Raw genomic sequence first — 17482 nt, 5'->3', positions numbered from 1 at the left:
CTCCTTAACTGATGAGAATCATTCTACGCCGCTTAACCGCAATGACCATGTCAGTAAATTGAAGAAGTTAGTGAAAATTTTGCCATTGCATAATGCGATTTTGTAGCCGCTGTATACGTTCAGCATCCAACTGTTTCAGCGCCTGCGCCGCCTCGGCCCGTTGAACGACCAGCAGTGCTTTACGCCCGGGGATCTTCAACTGCTGGCACAATTCGACATCGCTGCGTTTAGCCTGTAAGCGCCCCCGCAAGGCCGGGAGAGGTAACTCGCTGTGCTGAAGCAGACGAGTCAGACAGCCAAGCGACGTCAGTAATGGCCGATGGGCGAAGGCAAATCCCGCCAGATCATTCCAGTCATCTTCATTAAGCGTAGACTCTTTCAACGGGTCCAGCGGAATGCCCTCACCGTTCCACTGCGTAAGGATCTCCGCATCGCGACGCAGACGCAGGTGTTCGCGCCCGGCGAGGCGTTTTCCCGCTTCGCTAATAGGCAGTAACGCCATGGCGGTATAGCACCCGCTGCTGGCTTCGCGGTGATTGCCCATTCGCACCAGAATAAAACCACAGCGCTGCCAGAAACGCCAGAGTTCGACCGTATACCCAAAACTGACGGACAGATAGTCACACTGCGTGGAGTAACGCCGGGCCTGCATTATCAACTGCTGCCCGATACCTTCTCGCTGGCGAGCAGGATGAACCGCAATTCGGCTTACCCGCCGTCCAATGAGCGTTGCCGCCAACGGATCACCGCCGTGCGCCGCCAGTGACTGTGCAACCAGATTTCCTCGTGGTCGGCGATATCCTGCCCAAACGGCCTGGCTTAATTCCGCAGACAGTCCCCCTTCATCCACCAACCAGACGGCGCCCGCCACCGAGTCTGCACACGATGCCTGGAGAAAATGCTGGCCAGGCGCGTCCATCATTCGCCGCAGATCCAGTGGCGAAGTGCGATAGTGCGCCCCGGAAAGCAGTTGATATACCGCTACCGGCAGCGCCGGGTTGTCATGCCAGGATTGTTGTTCAAATGCACTGAAATGGAGATCGCCCGACGGGGCATGCGTAAACGTTTCGTCGTCAAACAGCAGCGCATCGCTGACGATTTTCTCCAGCGGACATCCCAGCGCCCAACGTACGGGCTGTTGTAACTCAAAACGTCGAAGATGGGGAAAGCGGGCGCAGAATTTCAACAAGAAGCCTCTGCCGGTTCCCTCATAGCCCTGAACGGTGGTGGTTAATAGCGTGCGGGGAAAACGCGCGACTAACTGATGCAGTAGCGGCGCGGGGATTGCGGCGGCTTCATCAACGATAAGCCAGTCTGCGGTTGCAGAACTGCTTAACAACGCGTCCGGGGCCATAAAACGGTAACGTTCTGCGGCAAATTGCGCCAGCACATCGGTTGCCGCTTTGGCTGGCGCGGTAACAATAGCAGTCCCGTTGATACGTGCAATCAGTTGCCCCGCCAGCGCGGATTTTCCCCGACCACGCGCGGCCGTCACGGCAACCACGCCAGAAGGCATAGTCAGTAACTGCGATAAAATCAGCGCCTGTTCAGGCTGAGGTTCACCGGTTGCCGCGTGCCAGTCGGCGCGAGCAGCAAAGTGGGGATATGTAGCGGGCTGATGCTGCTGCCAGTGCAACGCCTGTCCATCACGGGAAATGACCCGTTTGACGTGTTCAACAAAATGCGGCGTTGGAATCGGGTCAGCACAGTCACTCCAGCGCAGTGAATCCGCGTCAGGATGCGTGTGCCAGCTATGCCAGGGGGGAGTCAGCAACACCAGCCAACTGCCGGCGATCAGCGTGCCGCTTAAGGCGGCAAACGCCGCAGCGTCAAATCCCGGCCCGGCGTCAAAAACTGCATGATGGAATTCGCGCCCTAGTAATATTTGCAGCGCCTGCGGCGTACAGTTCGGCTCAGCAGGAGCTTGCGCCCCTACCCATAGCCAGTCGCCGGGTAACGCGTTGCGTAGCGCTAACGCTTGCGCCTGACGCCAGCTATCCTCGCCGCTGATAACCAGCAGACGGCGGATGCCTTCGCGGGTCATCTGTTCAGTTAACGCCCTCAGCGCCGTGTTATCAGACATCCCTGCCTCTATATTTTAAATGCCTTTTCCAAAAGTATTGCACTGCCCCGGATCGCCGCTGTCAAAGCCGCGTTTGAACCAGGTAAAGCGCTGTTCAGAAGTTCCGTGGGTAAAGCTGTCCGGTACAACGCGGCCTTGTCCTTGCTGCTGCAGGCGATCGTCACCGATAGCTTGCGCGGCGTTCAGCGCCTCTTCCAGATCGCCGGACTCCAGCACGCCCTGCTGCTGCATACTATGGCCCCAGACGCCGGCAAAGCAATCCGCCTGCAGTTCCATACGCACGGAAAGACGGTTCACTTCAGCCTGTGAGGCATTCTGTTGCATCTGACGAACTTTCGGTTCAATACCCAGCAGTTTCTGCACGTGGTGGCCCACTTCATGGGCGATAACATAGCCCTGAGCAAAATCACCATCGGCGCCCAGCTTGTTTTTCATATCGTCGTAGAAGGAGAGGTCGATGTACACGGTGCCATCCGCCGGGCAGTAAAACGGGCCCATCACGGACTGGCCTGCGCCGCATCCGGTACGCGTAGCGCCCCGATACATCACCAGCTTCGGCTGTTGATAGGTCCGGCCCATTTTTTCAAACTGCTGTCCCCAGGTATCCTCCGTGGTGGCCAGAATCACCGAGGTAAATTTTGCCACTTCATCATCATTTGGGCTGATGGAGTGTGATGATTGCTGTTGGGAAACGGGTTGACCGGTCATTAATCCGGTGAGATCCACGCCATAATAACCTGCGACCAGCACCACTATCAGCAGGATGATGCCGCCTTTACCACTGGGCAAACGAAAACCAGGCCCGCCCATAGAAGGGCCGCCGGAGCTGTTTCGTCTGTCTTCTACATTGTCACTTTCACGACGCCCTTGCCAGCGCATAATCACCTCAACTTTTTATTCATTATGATGATGATCGTAGGCGGTTCGGAACAGGATTACCATAAGAAACAGTAATCAAAATCGGCGAGATTGATGAGCCGGTGAGCGATCGCCGGCTCAAAGGGGAATTAGTCTAAGTTGACACCCAGGCGATGCGCGACGGCTTCATAGGCTTCGATCAGACCGCCCAGGCTCTGGCGGAAGCGATCTTTGTCCATTTTATCCAGCGTTTCTTTGTCCCACAGACGGCTACCGTCCGGTGAGAATTCATCACCCAGCACCACTTCACCTTTATACAAGCCAAACTCAAGTTTGAAATCGACCAGAATCAGGCCCGCATCATCGAACATCTTTTTCAGCACGTCGTTCGCTTTGTAGGTCAGCTCTTTCATACGCGCCAGATTCTCTTTGCTCACCCAACCAAAAGTTTCGCAATAGGAATCGTTAATCATTGGATCGTGCATAGCATCGTTTTTCAGGAACAGATCAAACAGCGGCGGATTCAGTTCAATACCTTCCTCAACGCCTAAACGCTTAACCAGTGAACCCGCCGCGCGGTTACGCACCACACATTCAACCGGTACCATCTCCAGTTTTTTCACCAGACATTCGGTATCGGAAAGCAGTCGCTCCATCTGGGTAGGAATGCCCGCTTCTTGCAGTTTAGTCATAATGAAATGGTTGAACTTATTATTCACCATGCCTTTACGGTCAAACTGTTCAATGCGCGCGCCATCCCCTGCTGACGTATCATTGCGGAATTCGAGCACCAACAGGTCCGGGTTTTCCGTGCTGTATACGGTCTTCGCTTTACCACGATACAACTCAGCTTGCTTTTGCATCTTTATTACTCCTGGGTGTGAATTAACGATAAATATTGCGTTTTTCTGCCGACGCACACGTTTGCGTATCATATCAGAAAAAAAGGGCTGGAGTTATCCAGCCCTTCATTTTTACTTACTGAACGCTGCCTGGAAGACGGCGACCAGCGCGTCGTTCTGGCTTTGCGTCAGGGTATGCCCCTTCGGATCGATAAACTGCATACTACTGCGGTTATCTAAATCACCGACCTGCAGTTTATAGTCGCCGGATACCAGACCTGGATCGCTTGCGCCCAGCTCCTGCCAGCTGCTATCAGACAGCGGTTTGTAGGTCACGGCGATGCTGCCCTGAGAACGGGTGCTGTCGGTCACTTTCATGCCCACTTTCTCAAGCGCTGCCGGCAGACGCTGCCACACCACGTTGAACGGTCCACGCACCACCAGCATTGGTAAACCGGTGTCATCAGCGGCGCTCTGAACGTCCATGGTGGCTGCAGAGCGGTTCTGCGCGGCATTTGCTGCATCGGTGGCGTTCTTATCCAGACCAGCAGAGATAACGTTCATCATCTCAGCGCTGTAACGCTGCATTGATGCCGCATCGGCTACGGGTTTACCCGCCTGCTCGAGGTTAGTCAGTTTCACCGTTACCGCTTGCTGATAGCCCTGCGGTTTCACCGAGATTTGATAACGTCCACGGTACTGCTCGTCTTCATCCAGACGGTTCCAGTCAACCCAGTCGGTGGTCAACGTCTGGCTGGCATCATCACGTTTCGCGATCGTGTAGTTTTTAGACTGAATGACGCTAACGACCTGTGGCCACAGCGTGTTGCCACGACCATTTTCCACCAGTAATGTCGACGTATCACCTGCGATCTGGGTACGAGCGCCAGTGACTAACGCTAACGGCTGAGCCGGTGGGCGAATGTCCAGCGCTTTACCCACGGCACCGCTACCGTTGGTTACCGGGATATTATAGTCACCCGACATAACCGGCAGAATCATCCCAGCTGGCGCATGAAGCTCAGCAAGCGGTGCGGCCTCCAGATAGGATTCATCACCGCTCACCTGGCGCTTATAGCGCGAGTCAGAACTACAGGCCGCGAGCAACATAACAAGCGAAACACCCGCAACCTTGGCCAGGCGCGACTTTTGTACTGAGTAAGCCATCAAATCTCCCTAAACTTTACAGCAAACCGGCATGCTTAAGCGCCGCCTTGACGATTTCACGAGCATTGTCCGTGATTGGCGTCATCGGCAGACGCAGCGTATCGGTCGCCACAAGTCCCAACTCCTTACATGCCCATTTCACTGGGATAGGATTGGGTTCGACAAAAAGTTTGTTGTGTAACGGCATCAGACGCTGGTTAATTACCCGCGCCTCGGCAAAATGCCCTGCAGCCGCCAGTTTGCACATTTCAGCCATGTCACGCGCCGCAACGTTAGACGTTACGGAAATCACGCCATGACCACCGAGCTGCATAAAATCCAGTCCGGTCGCGTCATCACCGCTGAGCAGAATGAAGTCGTCTGAAACCAGCTCTTTGATCTGATGAACGCGACTTAAGTTCCCCGTGGCCTCTTTAATAGCGATAATATTTTTTACTTTCGCCAGACGGCCAACGGTTTCTGGCAGCATATCGCAGCCAGTACGGGACGGCACATTATACAGAATTTGCGGCAGGTCAGTATGTTCAGCGATGGCTTTGAAATGCTGGAACAAACCTTCCTGGGTTGGGCGGTTGTAATACGGCGTCACCGTCAGGCAGCCGACAACACCGCTATCGTTGAAACGCTGCGTCAGACTAATGGCTTCTGCGGTCGCATTGGCGCCCGTTCCGGCAATTACCGGAATACGCCCGTCGGCCAGCTCCAGCGTCATCATCACCACATCGCCATGTTCATCATGACTCAGGGTGGCAGACTCACCGGTGGTGCCAACCGAAACGATCGCCGAGGTGCCGCTGGCGACATGATAATCAATCAGTTTTTTCAGGCTCGACCGGCAGACTTTACCTTTCTCATCCATCGGCGTAACAAGCGCGACAATACTTCCCGTGAACATGGGCCATCCTCTGTGCAAACAAGTGTCTCAATGGTACGTTTGGTACGACAATAAAAGCAAGCGACCAGAGCCGTTCTGATTGTTGTATGCATGTTTTTTTTATGCTTTCCTTATGATTACCTCACCGCTCAAAGGAAGAACAGGTTTGACATCGTCATCGCAACACTATCTGGTCATTACTGCGCTGGGTGCCGACCGCCCAGGAATTGTGAACACCATCACGCGTCATGTCAGCAGTTGCGGCTGTAATATCGAAGACAGCCGACTGGCGATGCTGGGTGACGAATTCACATTTATCATGCTGCTGTCAGGCACCTGGAATGCCATCACCCTGATTGAATCAACCTTGCCGTTGAAAGGCGCTGAGCTGGATTTATTGATTGTCATGAAGCGCACGACTGCGCGTCCCCGCCCAGCAATGCCCGCCACGGTATGGGTGCAGGTCGATGTCCCCGATTCTCCACATTTGATTGAACGCTTTACCGCCCTGTTTGATAGCCACCAAATGAATATTGCGGAACTGGTTTCACGCACGCAACCGGCTGAGAATGGAAAGACGGCGCAGCTGTTTATTCAAATTACCGCACATAGTCCTGCGTCACATGACGCGGCAAATATTGAAGATGCGTTTAAAGCACTCTGTACAGAACTCAATGCGCAAGGCAGTATTAACGTCGTCAATTACTCACAGCATGATGAACAGGATGGAGTTAAGTAATGAACCCACTGAAAGCCGGTGATATCGCACCGAAATTTAGCTTGCCGGATCAAGACGGAGAACAAGTAAATTTAACCGACTTCCAGGGACAGCGTGTTCTGGTTTATTTTTACCCGAAAGCCATGACACCCGGCTGTACCGTACAGGCCTGCGGCCTGCGCGATAACATGGATGAGTTAAAAAAAGCAGGTGTTGAAGTGCTGGGAATCAGCACCGATAAACCGGAAAAACTTTCCCGATTCGCGGAGAAAGAAGTTCTTAACTTCACGCTCTTGTCCGACGAAGATCATCAGGTTTGCGAGCAGTTCGGCGTCTGGGGTGAGAAGTCGTTTATGGGCAAAACCTACGATGGCATCCACCGCATCAGCTTCCTGATTGATGCTGAAGGGAAAATTGAGCATGTGTTTGATAACTTCAAAACCAGCAATCACCACGACGTGGTAATGAACTGGCTGAAAGAGAACGCCTGATTCACGTTTTTCTGAAAAAAGCCTGATGGCGCTTCGCTTATCAGGCCTACAGTTTGCACACTTTGTAGGCCTGATAAGGCGTTTACGCCGCCATCCGGCATCAACCTCGGTTATTCAAACGTCCCTTTGACGCAGGCTTTTTTCTGTCTGACTACCACTTTTCCCTTCGCCCACAGGTGATTCACCTCCAGCGCGTCGTTCAGCACCAGAATATCCGCATCGCATCCCACAGCCAGACGCCCTTTATGCTCCAGCCCTAAAAACTCTGCCACCGTACGCGTCAGCGGACACAGCGCCTGTTCCAGCGGTATAGCATGAACCTTCACCAACTGGCGCACCGTTTCCGCCAGTGATTCAAACCCCGCGACGCCAATCCCGGTGAGATTACCTGACTCATCAAATTCCGGTTGGCTGCCGTTGCCGTCCGAGCTCAGGGTAATGCGCGACAGCGGCACATTTTGGCGCAGCGCCGTGGCAATAGCCGTGGCCGGATCAACAGGCTCATCAATGCTGCTGGTAATATCGATAAAACCGCCTTTGCGGGCATACTCCAGTGCCGCCTGGAACAAGGGTTCCGCACGGTTAACGTGAGTCGGCAACAGTTTAGTTATCGGCACGTCGCAGTTTTCAAGGATCTGATACAACGGTTCCAGCATGCGCGGGCTGTCGCCCATATGGAAAACGCTGATCCCCGGTTTGCGCCCTAACAATCCACCGACGCGCGACTGCGCCGCCATGTTCGCCAGTGCCTGGGTATCTGGAGCTGAAGAACGATGGTCCGAAATCGCACACTTCACGCCAATCACTTTATCGATCAGCGCCACGTCGCGATCGATGCTGCCGGTGATAGTCGGGGAAGGCAGAGAATACGCACCGGTCAGCATCCAGGCGCTGATACCTTCAAACTCCAGCGCGCGGGTTTTCGCCAGCAGCGACTCCGGATGACGGGTAATACCATCTGTACCCAGTAATCCCACCACCGAAGTGACGCCAGCTTCAACCAGCCGTGACAAACGCACTTCCGGCGTGCGGGTGTGCGGACCCGCTTCACCGCCACCGCCAATCAAATGGACGTGCTGATCGATAAACCCCGGGCACACAATCGCGCCGTCCAGATTGACGCACTCGCAGCCGGGAAAGTCTTCAGGAGAAATCGACGGCGCGATGGCAACAATTTTGCTGCCGGATACCAGTATATCCTGTCGCCCTAAATCTTCCGGCGCGTACACATGTCCCTGCTGGAACAATGTCAAATTAAGAATTGAACAGTTCATAACCTTCCTTGTCAGGCAATAACCTGCATGACCCAAATAGAGAGCAGTGCATTAATGACGCACACCGCAATAATAAGCGGATAGTAACGAGGATGGACCCCCGCAGTCCCCAAACAACGTCCCACATTTTGCACCGGATTACCCATCAGGTAGATAGCGGGTAATAATACCGTGGCATCATGTCCCGAAAGCGTACCGGCAACAACCAGGCTGGCGCAAACACCGACGCCGCCTCCCATACTCATGACCGCCGCCAGCAGGACGGTGGCAGATTCGCCCGGCAGCCCCCATAACGCCATCACGGGCTCACATACCCGCCCGACAATCTCGAGCAGCCCCGTTACTTTCAGCGCCTGGATAATCACAAACGCCATCACCACGTTCGGTAACAGGCTGGTTGTTGCTATGGTAAACCCGCGCCGTGCGCCATCGATAAACATATCCATGACGTTTTTACGTACCTGCGTTGTCATCTCAGTCCTCCTGCTGCGTACGGCGATTTTCCAACTGCGCAATCCATAAGCGCAGCAGGTTAGCCCCCACAAATTTGAACACAAGGATCACCGCCAGCGGCGTAATCACCGGAACGGTAACCATCGTAAACAGCGCGGCCCCTGAGGAAAAATAGTTGGTAATACAGGCGCTGCCGCTGGTTTGCCAGCAGGCAAAAACGGCACGTTCCTGTTCAGTGATAATGCGCTCTTCAGCCATTTCTTTCGTCATCCCGGCTGCGGCATCGGTATTTTGCAAATTCGCGATCAGCGCCAGCGAACAAACACCTGGAATTCCGAGCAACGGGCGCAGGACTGGCGTCATTAACTGTTGTGCGGCGCGTAATCCACCTAACCCTTCGGTGACGGAGATAATCCCCAGAGAAAGAATGACGGAAGGCGCCAGTTCCAGTGCGAATAAAAAGCCATCTTTAGCGCCCATGCCACCCGTGCCGCGAAAAGAGATCGCCGTATCGCCTGCCGCATTAACCTTCCCAAACGCACCGTTAAGGACGGTGAAGTCAAATACCCGCCACCATTCGGTACTTTTCGCAAACATGCCGGAAAAAAGAATAATTGTAATAAAAAAAGCGAGATAACCGCCCCATCCCACCTTTTGCTGCGTGTGTGTGTTGTGACCCATGTTGTTCTCCTGTTGGTCTTATTCCTTGCGTGACGAAAAGACATCACGCGGGTCAAGTTAAAGACAAACGCGGAGAAAAACGACACCAAAGGAGATTATTCAGAAAGTGTGGATAGAGGTCAGACAAGTTCAGCTCCGGCGACATTGCATCGCCGGAGTTTGCAGATTAAGGTTCGTCAACGGCCTGACCATCAGGCCAGGCATGCATGACGGCTTTGATAAGCGTCGCCAGAGGAATCGCAAAGAATACGCCCCAGAATCCCCACAGCCCGCCAAAAATAACGACCGACAGAATAATCACCAGCGGGTGCAGGTTAACGGCCTCGGAGAACAGTACCGGGACCAGCAGATTACCGTCCAGCGCCTGGATTATCAGGTACACGGCAAAGCAGCTCCAGAACTCGGTGCCAAGCCCGAACTGGAACAACGCCACTCCGACGACCGGAATCGTCACCACAAAAGCGCCGATATACGGGATCAAAACCGAGAACCCCACCAGCACCGCCAATAGCAGAGAATAGTTGAGGCCAAACAGCAGGAAGCCGAGCCAGGTCGCCACGCCGACCACCACCATTTCCAGCACCTTTCCGCGGATATAGTTGGTGATTTGCTGATTCATCTCTTTCCATACCTGTCCCGCCAGTCCGCGATTACGCGGCAGTACCCGACGCACGGCGTTCAGCATCTGACCTTTATCTTTGATCAGAAAGAACACCATCAACGGGACGAGAACCAGATAGACCGCCAGCGTCAGCAACCCGACCAGGGAAGCCAGCGAATATTTCACCACCGAATCGCCCATGGTGAGCATCCGCGAGCGCATATTCTCCGCCATCGCATCAATAATGCCCGCATCCATCAACGCCGGATAACGTCGTGGCAACGTGGCGGCAAAATCAGATAATTTATTGAGCATACCGGGCATATCGCGGATCAGGTAAATCCCCTGCTGCCACGCGACGGGCATCACCACAAACGCCATCAGCAGCAAAATACCGACAAACACAACCAGCACGATTGATGTAGCCCAGCGCCGTGAACAGCCGATATGTTCCAGCCGTACAGTCGGCCACTCAAGCAGGTACGCCAGCACAATGGCGACCAACAGCGGCGCCAAAAGACCGCTAAAGAAGAACAGGATGCCAAAACCGGCAACCAGAATAATTAGCAGGGCGATGGCCTCGGGGTCGCTAAAGCGGCGGCGATACCATTGCATCAACATTTCGAGCATAAAACCCTTCCATGAATCCATTAGCGGGATTGCGATCCCGAATTGTATCGAAATGTCACAAAAAAGACTTCGCTTTTTATGGCTGATTACGCAAAGTGAAAAGACATTTTTCCTGGGTGTTCATCGTCAGGTTTCACAGTTACACTCCCTAAGCTTGCGGAGTGTGAACGATACTTCACGGCATTGGTCAAATGGCTATCTCAAAAAAGAATACAGGACAGAGGTTATGTTCAGGCAGTTGAAAAAAAACCTGGTTGCTACCCTCATTGCCGCACTGACCATCGGTCAGGTTGCGCCCGCATTTGCTGACCCCGCGGACACCCTGCCTGATATGGGAACCTCGGCAGGGAGTACCCTTTCCATAGGACAGGAAATGCAGATGGGCGATTTTTATGTACGCCAGCTGCGGGGCAGCGCGCCGTTAATTAACGATCCGTTGCTGACCCAATATATTAATAGTCTGGGGATGCGTTTAGTTGCACACGCCGACTCGGTAAAAACGCCCTTCACCTTCTTTTTAATCAACAACGATGAAATTAACGCCTTTGCCTTCTTTGGCGGCAACGTTGTTTTGCACTCCGCACTGTTCCGCTATTCCGATAACGAAAGCCAACTGGCATCGGTTATGGCGCACGAAATTTCCCACGTCACGCAGCGTCACCTGGCGCGAGCGATGGAAGATCAGAAACGCAGCGCCCCGCTAACGTGGGTCGGTGCGTTAGGATCCATTTTATTGGCGATGGCCAGTCCCCAGGCGGGTATGGCGGCGCTGACCGGTACGCTGGCGGGTACGCGCCAGGGAATGATCAGCTTTACGCAGCAAAACGAACAGGAAGCGGACCGCATCGGTATTCAGGTACTGCAACGTTCGGGATTCGATCCCCAGGCCATGCCGACGTTCCTGGAAAAACTGCTCGATCAGGCCCGTTACTCTTCGCGTCCACCGGAAATTTTGCTGACCCACCCCCTGCCAGAAAGCCGTCTGGCAGATGCGCGTAACCGCGCCAACCAGATGCGCCCGGTCGTCGTCCAGTCTTCAGAAGATTTTTATCTGGCCAAGGCGCGAACCTTAGGCATGTATAACTCTGGTCGCAACCAGTTGACCGATGACTTGCTGAGTAGCTGGTCGAAAGGCAACGTACGCGAGCAACGTGCAGCGCAGTATGGCCGGGCGTTGCAGGCAATGGAGGCCAGTAAATACGACGAGGCGCGTAAAGCGCTGCAACCATTGCTGACGGCCGAACCAAACAATGCCTGGTATCTTGACCTGGCAACGGATATCGATCTCGGCCAGAAGAAAACCGGCGACGCGATTAATCGCCTTAAAAATGCTCGAGACCTGCGAGTCAACCCGGTACTGCAGCTCAATCTGGCAAATGCGTATTTACAGGGCGGACAAGCCAAAGAAGCAGCCAATATCCTGAATCGTTATACGTTTAACCATAAGGATGACCCTAACGGCTGGGATTTGTTAGCGCAAACGGAGGCTGCTCTCGGTAACCGCGATCAGGAACTGGCTGCGCGTGCGGAAGGGTATGCCCTTGCAGGGCGTCTTGACCAGGCGATTTCGATGCTCAGCAGCGCAAGTTCGCAGGTCAAACTGGGAAGCCAGCAGCAGGCCAGATACGATGCCCGTATCGACCAGTTGCGCCAGTTGCAAGAACGTTTTAAACCGTATACGAAGATGTAATTATCGAACTCTCACCGGATGGCGATGCTGTAGCGTCGCCATCCGGCAGTATTGTTATGCAAGGAGAAGTCATGTCAGACGCGATTAAAATCTACCATAACCCACGCTGCTCCAAGAGCCGAGAAACGCTGGAATTGCTGAAATCCAACGGCGTGGAGCCGGAAGTAGTACTGTATCTGGAAACGCCAGCAGACGCCGCAACCTTGCGTGAACTGCTGCAGATGCTGGGTATGTCCAGCGCGCGCGAACTGATGCGCCAGAAAGAAGATCTCTACAAGTCGCTTAACCTGGCGGACAAGAATTTGAGTGAAGATGCGCTGATTCAGGCGATGGTTGAAAATCCGAAGCTGATGGAGCGCCCCATTGTGGTTGCCAAAGGCCAGGCGCGGATCGGACGTCCGCCGGAGCAGGTACTGGAAATCGTCGGTTAACCTGAAATCGCCGCACTCTTTTCGGCTGCGGCGTTTACAGTTTCAAAATCTCTTTTACGAACGGAATGGTCAGCTTACGCTGGGCGGTGATCGATGCGTGATCAAGCTGATCCAACGTCATAAACAGCGTACGCATTTCCCGATCCAGACGTTTAAGCAGGAAACGTCCCACATCTTCCGGCAGTTCAAACCCACGAAGCCTGGCGCGTAATTGCAGCGCCTGCAGCTTATCTTCATCGGAAAGCGGCTGCAGCTTGTAGATCTGTCCCCAGTCCAGTCGCGAGGCGAGATCCGGTAACCCCAGATTGAGCTGCCTTGGCGGGCGATCGCCGGTGATCAGCAGACGCGTTTTCCCAGACTCCAGTATACGGTTGTAGAGATCAAAGATTGCCATTTCCCACAGCGAATCACCGGCCACACATTCGATATTATCGATGCATACCAGTGACAAATGCTCCATACCGTCGAGCACCTCGGGAACAAACCAGGTGCGCTTATCGAGCGGCACGTAGCCTACCGCATCGCCGCGCGCAGACAGTTCCGCACAGGCTGCATGCAGCAAATGACTACGGCCAGCGCCTTCACGCGACCAGAGATAAATATACCCGCTATGTTCCTGACGCAGCACGTTTTGCAGTGCAGCCAGTAAAGAGGAGTTATCCCCCGGCCAGAAACTTGCAAACGTTTCGTCGTCAGGAAGATAAAGTGGCAAAGAGAGCTGTGCCGGTGTGTTCAGAGATACCTCAACCCAGGATTTCATAAAATCGCGTTGAGTTTAACACAGAAATGCGTCGCGATAGAACCGGGCAGCGATGCCGCCCGGTCAGAGACTTACTGTTGCGGGCTGTCTGCATCTTTTGCGTCGAGCACCACTTCTTCCGGACGCAGCAGGCTGATGACTTTAAAAATCAAGCTCAGGCAGACACCGACGATGGTCGCCAGCGCCATGCCTTTCAGCTCTGCGGCGCCAATGTGAACTTTCGCGCCACTCACGCCAATGATCAAAATGACCGAGGTCAGGATCAGGTTCTGAGCTTTGTTGTAGTCAACTTTTGATTCGATCAGTACGCGAATACCGGAAGCACCAATCACGCCATACAGTAACAACGATACGCCGCCCATGACCGGCAGCGGGATGATCTGGATCGCCGCCGCCAGCTTGCCTACACAGGAGAGCAGGATGGCAAAAATCGCGGCGCCGCCAATAACCCAGGTACTGTAAACGCGGGTAATCGCCATTACGCCGATGTTTTCGCCATACGTGGTGTTCGGCGTAGAGCCGAAGAAACCGGAGATGACCGTAGACAGGCCGTTGGCGAACATAGAACGATGCAAACCAGGATCGCGAATCAAATCTTTTTTCACGATATTTGCCGTCACTACCAGGTGTCCGACGTGTTCAGCGATAACCACCAGCGCAGCAGGCAAGATGGTCAGAATAGCAACCCATTCAAAACGCGGCGTGTAGAGAGTCGGCAGCGCAAACCAGTGCGCCTGGGCAATCGGCGTAGTGTCCACAACGCCCATCACGAAAGAGAGCGCATAACCGGCCAGCACCCCAATCAGAATCGGGATAATCGCCATAAAACCGCGGAACAGTACGGAGCCAAATACCGTCACCGCCAGCGTCACCATCGAGATGATGATGGTTTTCGAATCCGGTAATTGCCCTTCAGCAGGCAGTAATCCCGCCATGCCCGCAGCAACGCCTGCCAGCTCCAGGCCGATGACGGCAACGATTGCGCCCATCGCCGCCGGAGGGAACATCACATCCAGCCAGCCGGTGCCTGCTTTCTTAACGATGAAAGAAACCAGGCAGAACAGGACGCCGCACATAATGAAACCGCCCAGCGCCACTTCATAACCTAACGGCAGCAGCAGCAGCACCGGAGAAATAAACGCAAAGCTGGAACCGAGATACGCGGGAATTTTACCCTTACAGATAAAGAGATACAGCAACGTACCAATGCCGTTAAACAGCAAAACGGTAGCCGGGTTGATGTGGAACAGAACTGGCACCAGTACCGTAGCGCCAAACATGGCGAACAGGTGCTGCAAACTAAGCGGGATTGTCTGTAAAAGCGGCGGTCTTTCACTTACCCCGATAGCACGGCGCGTCATAGTGTTTTCCTCTGAGTGTTGTTTGTTATTAGCGATTAGGTTGTTGTATTCAAAAAAAAGCCGACTCTTAAAGTCGGCTTCTTTTCACTTATTCGTTTACTTGGTACCAAAAATCTTATCGCCGGCATCGCCAAGCCCCGGAATAATGTATCCGTGCTCGTTCAGTCCCTGATCGATGGAGGCCGTGTACAGCTCAACATCCGGGTGCGCTTTTTCCAGCGCCGCGATACCTTCCGGCGCAGCAACCAGCACCAGCACTTTAATGCTGGTGCAGCCTGCATTTTTCAGCAGGTCGATGGTGGCGATAACGGAACCGCCGGTCGCCAGCATCGGGTCTACGATCAGCGCCATACGCTCATCGATGTTAGAAACCAGCTTCTGGAAATACGGAACCGGCTCCAGCGTTTCTTCGTTACGGTACATACCGACAACGCTGATACGCGCGCTCGGAACGTTTTCCAGTACGCCTTCCATCATGCCCAGACCGGCACGCAGGATTGGCACAACGGTGATTTTTTTACCTTTGATTTGGTCTACTTCAACCGGACCGTTCCAGCCCTCAATGGTCACCTTTTCGGTTTCCAGATCAGCGGTTGCTTCATAAGTCAGCAGGCTGCCAACTTCCGAGGCGAGTTCACGAAAGCGTTTAGTGCTGATATCGTTTTCACGCATCAGTCCCAGCTTGTGTTTGACGAGTGGGTGTTTGACTTCCACGATCTTCATACTCTTCTCCTTTCCTCAGACGAGTGGCAACCACAAAAAAAATCGCCGGATTATACCGCTTTTCGTCTCTGGCGCAACACTGCATCCGCTTGATATGGATCAACCAAAGTCGTTTGCGTCTGGATGATGAGTATAAAACAAGCCCCGTACTCATGGCGGAGCTTGTTATCAATGCTATGAATTTTAAAGATATTCAGCATTAGTCTGGATGACGTTTTGATACCATGAAAAAGATTTCTTAGGCGAGCGTGCTAATGTCCCACCACCGTCATTATTTTTATCGACGTAGATAAACCCGTAGCGTTTTTTCATCTCCCCCGTCCCGGCCGAGACTAAATCAATACACCCCCACGGGGTATATCCCATCAGCTCCACGCCATCTTCCACCACCGCTTTTTTCATCTCACGTATGTGGGCGGCAAGGTAGTCGATACGGTACTGGTCGTTGACTGTACCATCGCTCTCGCGCACGTCGATGGCGCCAAATCCATTTTCGACAATAAATAGCGGCAGTTGATAATGATCCCAGAACCAGTTCAGCGAATAGCGCAGACCGACCGGATCAATCTGCCAGCCCCAGTCCGATTTTTGCACATACGGGTTAGGTACCAGGCTTTTCGACTCATCGTAATCCAACTGGGGGTTATCCGCCGTAGCCTGCGTCGCGAAAGACATATAGTAGCTAAAACCGATGTAATCAACGCAGCCCAGGGCCAGCGCCTGACGGTCTTCCTTGGTGATATCGAGTTCAAAGCCACGGCGAGCAAAGTAGTTGAGAAGATGTTGCGGGTATCTACCACGCACATGTACGTCGGTAAACCAGTAACGACGGTGCATGGCGTTCATCGCCATCATCATATCGTCTGGCGCGCAGGTCAGCGGGTAGATTGGACACATGGCAATCATGCACCCTACCTGCAACGCGGGGTTAATTTCACGCGCGGTCTTCACCGCCAGCGCGCTTGCCACCAGTTCATAGTGCGCCGCCTGGTACATGACCGGCTCGCGATCTTCACCAGGCTGGTACTTCAGACCAGAATTAGTAAAAGGGGCGAAGTCTTCGTGATAATTCGCCTGGTTGTTAATCTCATTAAACGTCATCCAGTACTTCACTTTGTGCTGATAACGCGTGAAAACCACCCCGGCAAAACGGACAAAGAAATCGATAAGTTTACGATTGCGCCAGCCGCCGTATTCCGTCACCAGATGGTAAGGCATCTCAAAATGCGACAGCGTAATTACCGGCTCAATGCCATGTTTCAGACATTCGTCGAACAGATCATCATAAAACTGCAGGCCGGCTTCATTGGGTTGCGCTTCATCGCCTAATGGGAAAATACGCGTCCACGCAATGGAAGTACGAAAACATTTAAAGCCCATTTCAGCAAACAGCTTTATGTCCTCTTTATAGCGGTGATAAAAATCAATCGCCTCATGGTTAGGGTAATTTTTACCGGCGATCACACCGTCAGTAATTTCACGCGCCACACCATGCGCCCCCGCCGTCATCACATCAGCAACGCTAATTCCCTTTCCACCTTCCCGCCAGCCACCTTCCAGTTGGTGAGCGGCTACAGCGCCCCCCCACATGAAATCTGCTTTAAATCCAGACATACCTTCCCCCTATCATGATTACCCTGTTCAAAACACTCTCGGTGAGGTCCGTAACAGAAAACAGAAACCGGTTTCAGTACGATACTGCGCATTTGGCTGGCTGGTTTCAAGAACAAGAATGTACCCGGTTTCATTTTCGTGGCGCGATTCAAACAAATAGATAAATGACTGTAAAATGCTGAAAAAATCAGCAGATAAAACTTGTTGCAGAGCAGGCTCGCAAACGTTTGC

The 17482-nt window shown here is 53.4% G+C and carries 17 protein-coding genes; 4 read left to right on the top strand and 13 right to left on the bottom strand.

Features of this window, described 5'->3' with window-relative positions; all coding sequences use genetic code 11:
* Window positions 1-67: 67 nt before the first annotated feature.
* The 5 genes from ICA20_RS06990 to dapA all read right to left on the bottom strand — a co-directional run bounded on the left by ICA20_RS06990 (window position 68) and on the right by dapA (window position 5845).
* Window positions 68-2083, bottom strand: a complete 2016-nt coding sequence (locus ICA20_RS06990) for a GNAT family N-acetyltransferase (RefSeq protein ID WP_038642558.1) — start codon at window positions 2081-2083, stop codon at window positions 68-70.
* A gap of 15 nt (window positions 2084-2098) precedes the next feature.
* Window positions 2099-2962: a neutral zinc metallopeptidase gene (locus tag ICA20_RS06985; protein WP_038642560.1), complete on the bottom strand. Its 864-nt coding sequence runs from the start codon at window positions 2960-2962 to the stop codon at window positions 2099-2101.
* A gap of 128 nt (window positions 2963-3090) precedes the next feature.
* The gene (gene purC, locus ICA20_RS06980) at window positions 3091-3804 is read right to left on the bottom strand and encodes a phosphoribosylaminoimidazolesuccinocarboxamide synthase (RefSeq protein WP_038642562.1); all 714 of its coding nucleotides are present in this window, start codon (window positions 3802-3804) and stop codon (window positions 3091-3093) included.
* Between the two features lie 111 nt (window positions 3805-3915).
* Window positions 3916-4950 (bottom strand): outer membrane protein assembly factor BamC, encoded by a 1035-nt coding sequence (gene bamC / locus ICA20_RS06975; protein ID WP_038642564.1) that lies wholly within the window; start codon window positions 4948-4950, stop codon window positions 3916-3918.
* A 16-nt stretch (window positions 4951-4966) separates the two neighbouring features.
* Window positions 4967-5845, bottom strand: coding sequence for a 4-hydroxy-tetrahydrodipicolinate synthase (gene dapA, locus ICA20_RS06970; protein WP_006683510.1), 879 nt, complete (start codon window positions 5843-5845; stop codon window positions 4967-4969).
* Window positions 5846-5990: 145 nt separating this feature from the next.
* Between dapA and ICA20_RS06965 the strand changes: the two genes are divergently transcribed.
* Both ICA20_RS06965 and bcp read left to right on the top strand, forming a co-directional pair.
* Window positions 5991-6563 carry a glycine cleavage system transcriptional repressor gene (locus ICA20_RS06965; RefSeq protein ID WP_038642566.1) on the top strand — a complete coding sequence of 191 codons (573 nt, stop codon included), beginning with the start codon at window positions 5991-5993 and terminating at the stop codon, window positions 6561-6563.
* Window positions 6563-7033, top strand: coding sequence for a thioredoxin-dependent thiol peroxidase (gene bcp, locus ICA20_RS06960; RefSeq protein ID WP_038642568.1), 471 nt, complete (start codon window positions 6563-6565; stop codon window positions 7031-7033). Before ICA20_RS06965 ends, bcp begins: the two co-directional genes overlap by 1 nt.
* 110 nt (window positions 7034-7143) lie before the next feature.
* Here the strand turns inward: bcp and iadA are convergent, their stop codons facing one another.
* From iadA to ICA20_RS06940, 4 genes are all read right to left on the bottom strand, one after another.
* Entirely contained in the window at window positions 7144-8307 is a 1164-nt protein-coding gene (gene iadA / locus ICA20_RS06955) for a beta-aspartyl-peptidase (RefSeq protein WP_038642570.1), read from the bottom strand.
* Window positions 8308-8318: 11 nt separating this feature from the next.
* Window positions 8319-8780: a YjiG family protein gene (locus ICA20_RS06950; RefSeq protein ID WP_003037948.1), complete on the bottom strand. Its 462-nt coding sequence runs from the start codon at window positions 8778-8780 to the stop codon at window positions 8319-8321.
* Between the two features lies 1 nt (window position 8781).
* Complete coding sequence (locus ICA20_RS06945) at window positions 8782-9441, bottom strand: nucleoside recognition domain-containing protein (RefSeq protein WP_038642572.1); 660 nt, start codon at window positions 9439-9441, stop codon at window positions 8782-8784.
* A gap of 166 nt (window positions 9442-9607) precedes the next feature.
* The gene (locus ICA20_RS06940; RefSeq protein WP_006683504.1) at window positions 9608-10672 is read right to left on the bottom strand and encodes an AI-2E family transporter; all 1065 of its coding nucleotides are present in this window, start codon (window positions 10670-10672) and stop codon (window positions 9608-9610) included.
* Window positions 10673-10898: 226 nt separating this feature from the next.
* Here ICA20_RS06940 and bepA point away from each other — a divergent pair, with 226 nt between their 5' ends.
* Together bepA and arsC are read left to right on the top strand one after the other, a co-directional pair.
* Complete coding sequence (bepA, locus tag ICA20_RS06935) at window positions 10899-12362, top strand: beta-barrel assembly-enhancing protease (RefSeq protein WP_038642574.1); 1464 nt, start codon at window positions 10899-10901, stop codon at window positions 12360-12362.
* A 71-nt stretch (window positions 12363-12433) separates the two neighbouring features.
* Entirely contained in the window at window positions 12434-12793 is a 360-nt protein-coding gene (gene arsC, locus ICA20_RS06930) for an arsenate reductase (glutaredoxin) (RefSeq protein ID WP_038642576.1), read from the top strand.
* Between the two features lie 34 nt (window positions 12794-12827).
* On the opposite strand, the gene ICA20_RS06925 is transcribed toward arsC, so the two are convergent.
* The 4 genes from ICA20_RS06925 to ICA20_RS06910 all read right to left on the bottom strand — a co-directional run bounded on the left by ICA20_RS06925 (window position 12828) and on the right by ICA20_RS06910 (window position 17251).
* Window positions 12828-13529 (bottom strand): DnaA inactivator Hda, encoded by a 702-nt coding sequence (locus ICA20_RS06925; protein ID WP_211924219.1) that lies wholly within the window; start codon window positions 13527-13529, stop codon window positions 12828-12830.
* A 95-nt stretch (window positions 13530-13624) separates the two neighbouring features.
* Complete coding sequence (uraA, locus tag ICA20_RS06920; RefSeq protein WP_038642578.1) at window positions 13625-14914, bottom strand: uracil permease; 1290 nt, start codon at window positions 14912-14914, stop codon at window positions 13625-13627.
* 96 nt (window positions 14915-15010) lie between these two features.
* Entirely contained in the window at window positions 15011-15637 is a 627-nt protein-coding gene (upp, locus tag ICA20_RS06915; protein ID WP_038642580.1) for a uracil phosphoribosyltransferase, read from the bottom strand.
* A gap of 183 nt (window positions 15638-15820) precedes the next feature.
* The gene (locus ICA20_RS06910) at window positions 15821-17251 is read right to left on the bottom strand and encodes a 6-phospho-beta-glucosidase (protein ID WP_038642582.1); all 1431 of its coding nucleotides are present in this window, start codon (window positions 17249-17251) and stop codon (window positions 15821-15823) included.
* Window positions 17252-17482: the final 231 nt, after the last annotated feature.

This window comes from Citrobacter sp. C5_2 (genome assembly GCF_014596845.2).
Taxonomy (GTDB): Bacteria; Pseudomonadota; Gammaproteobacteria; order Enterobacterales; family Enterobacteriaceae; genus Citrobacter; species Citrobacter werkmanii.
This window is presented reverse-complemented; position numbering and strand designations above follow the sequence as displayed.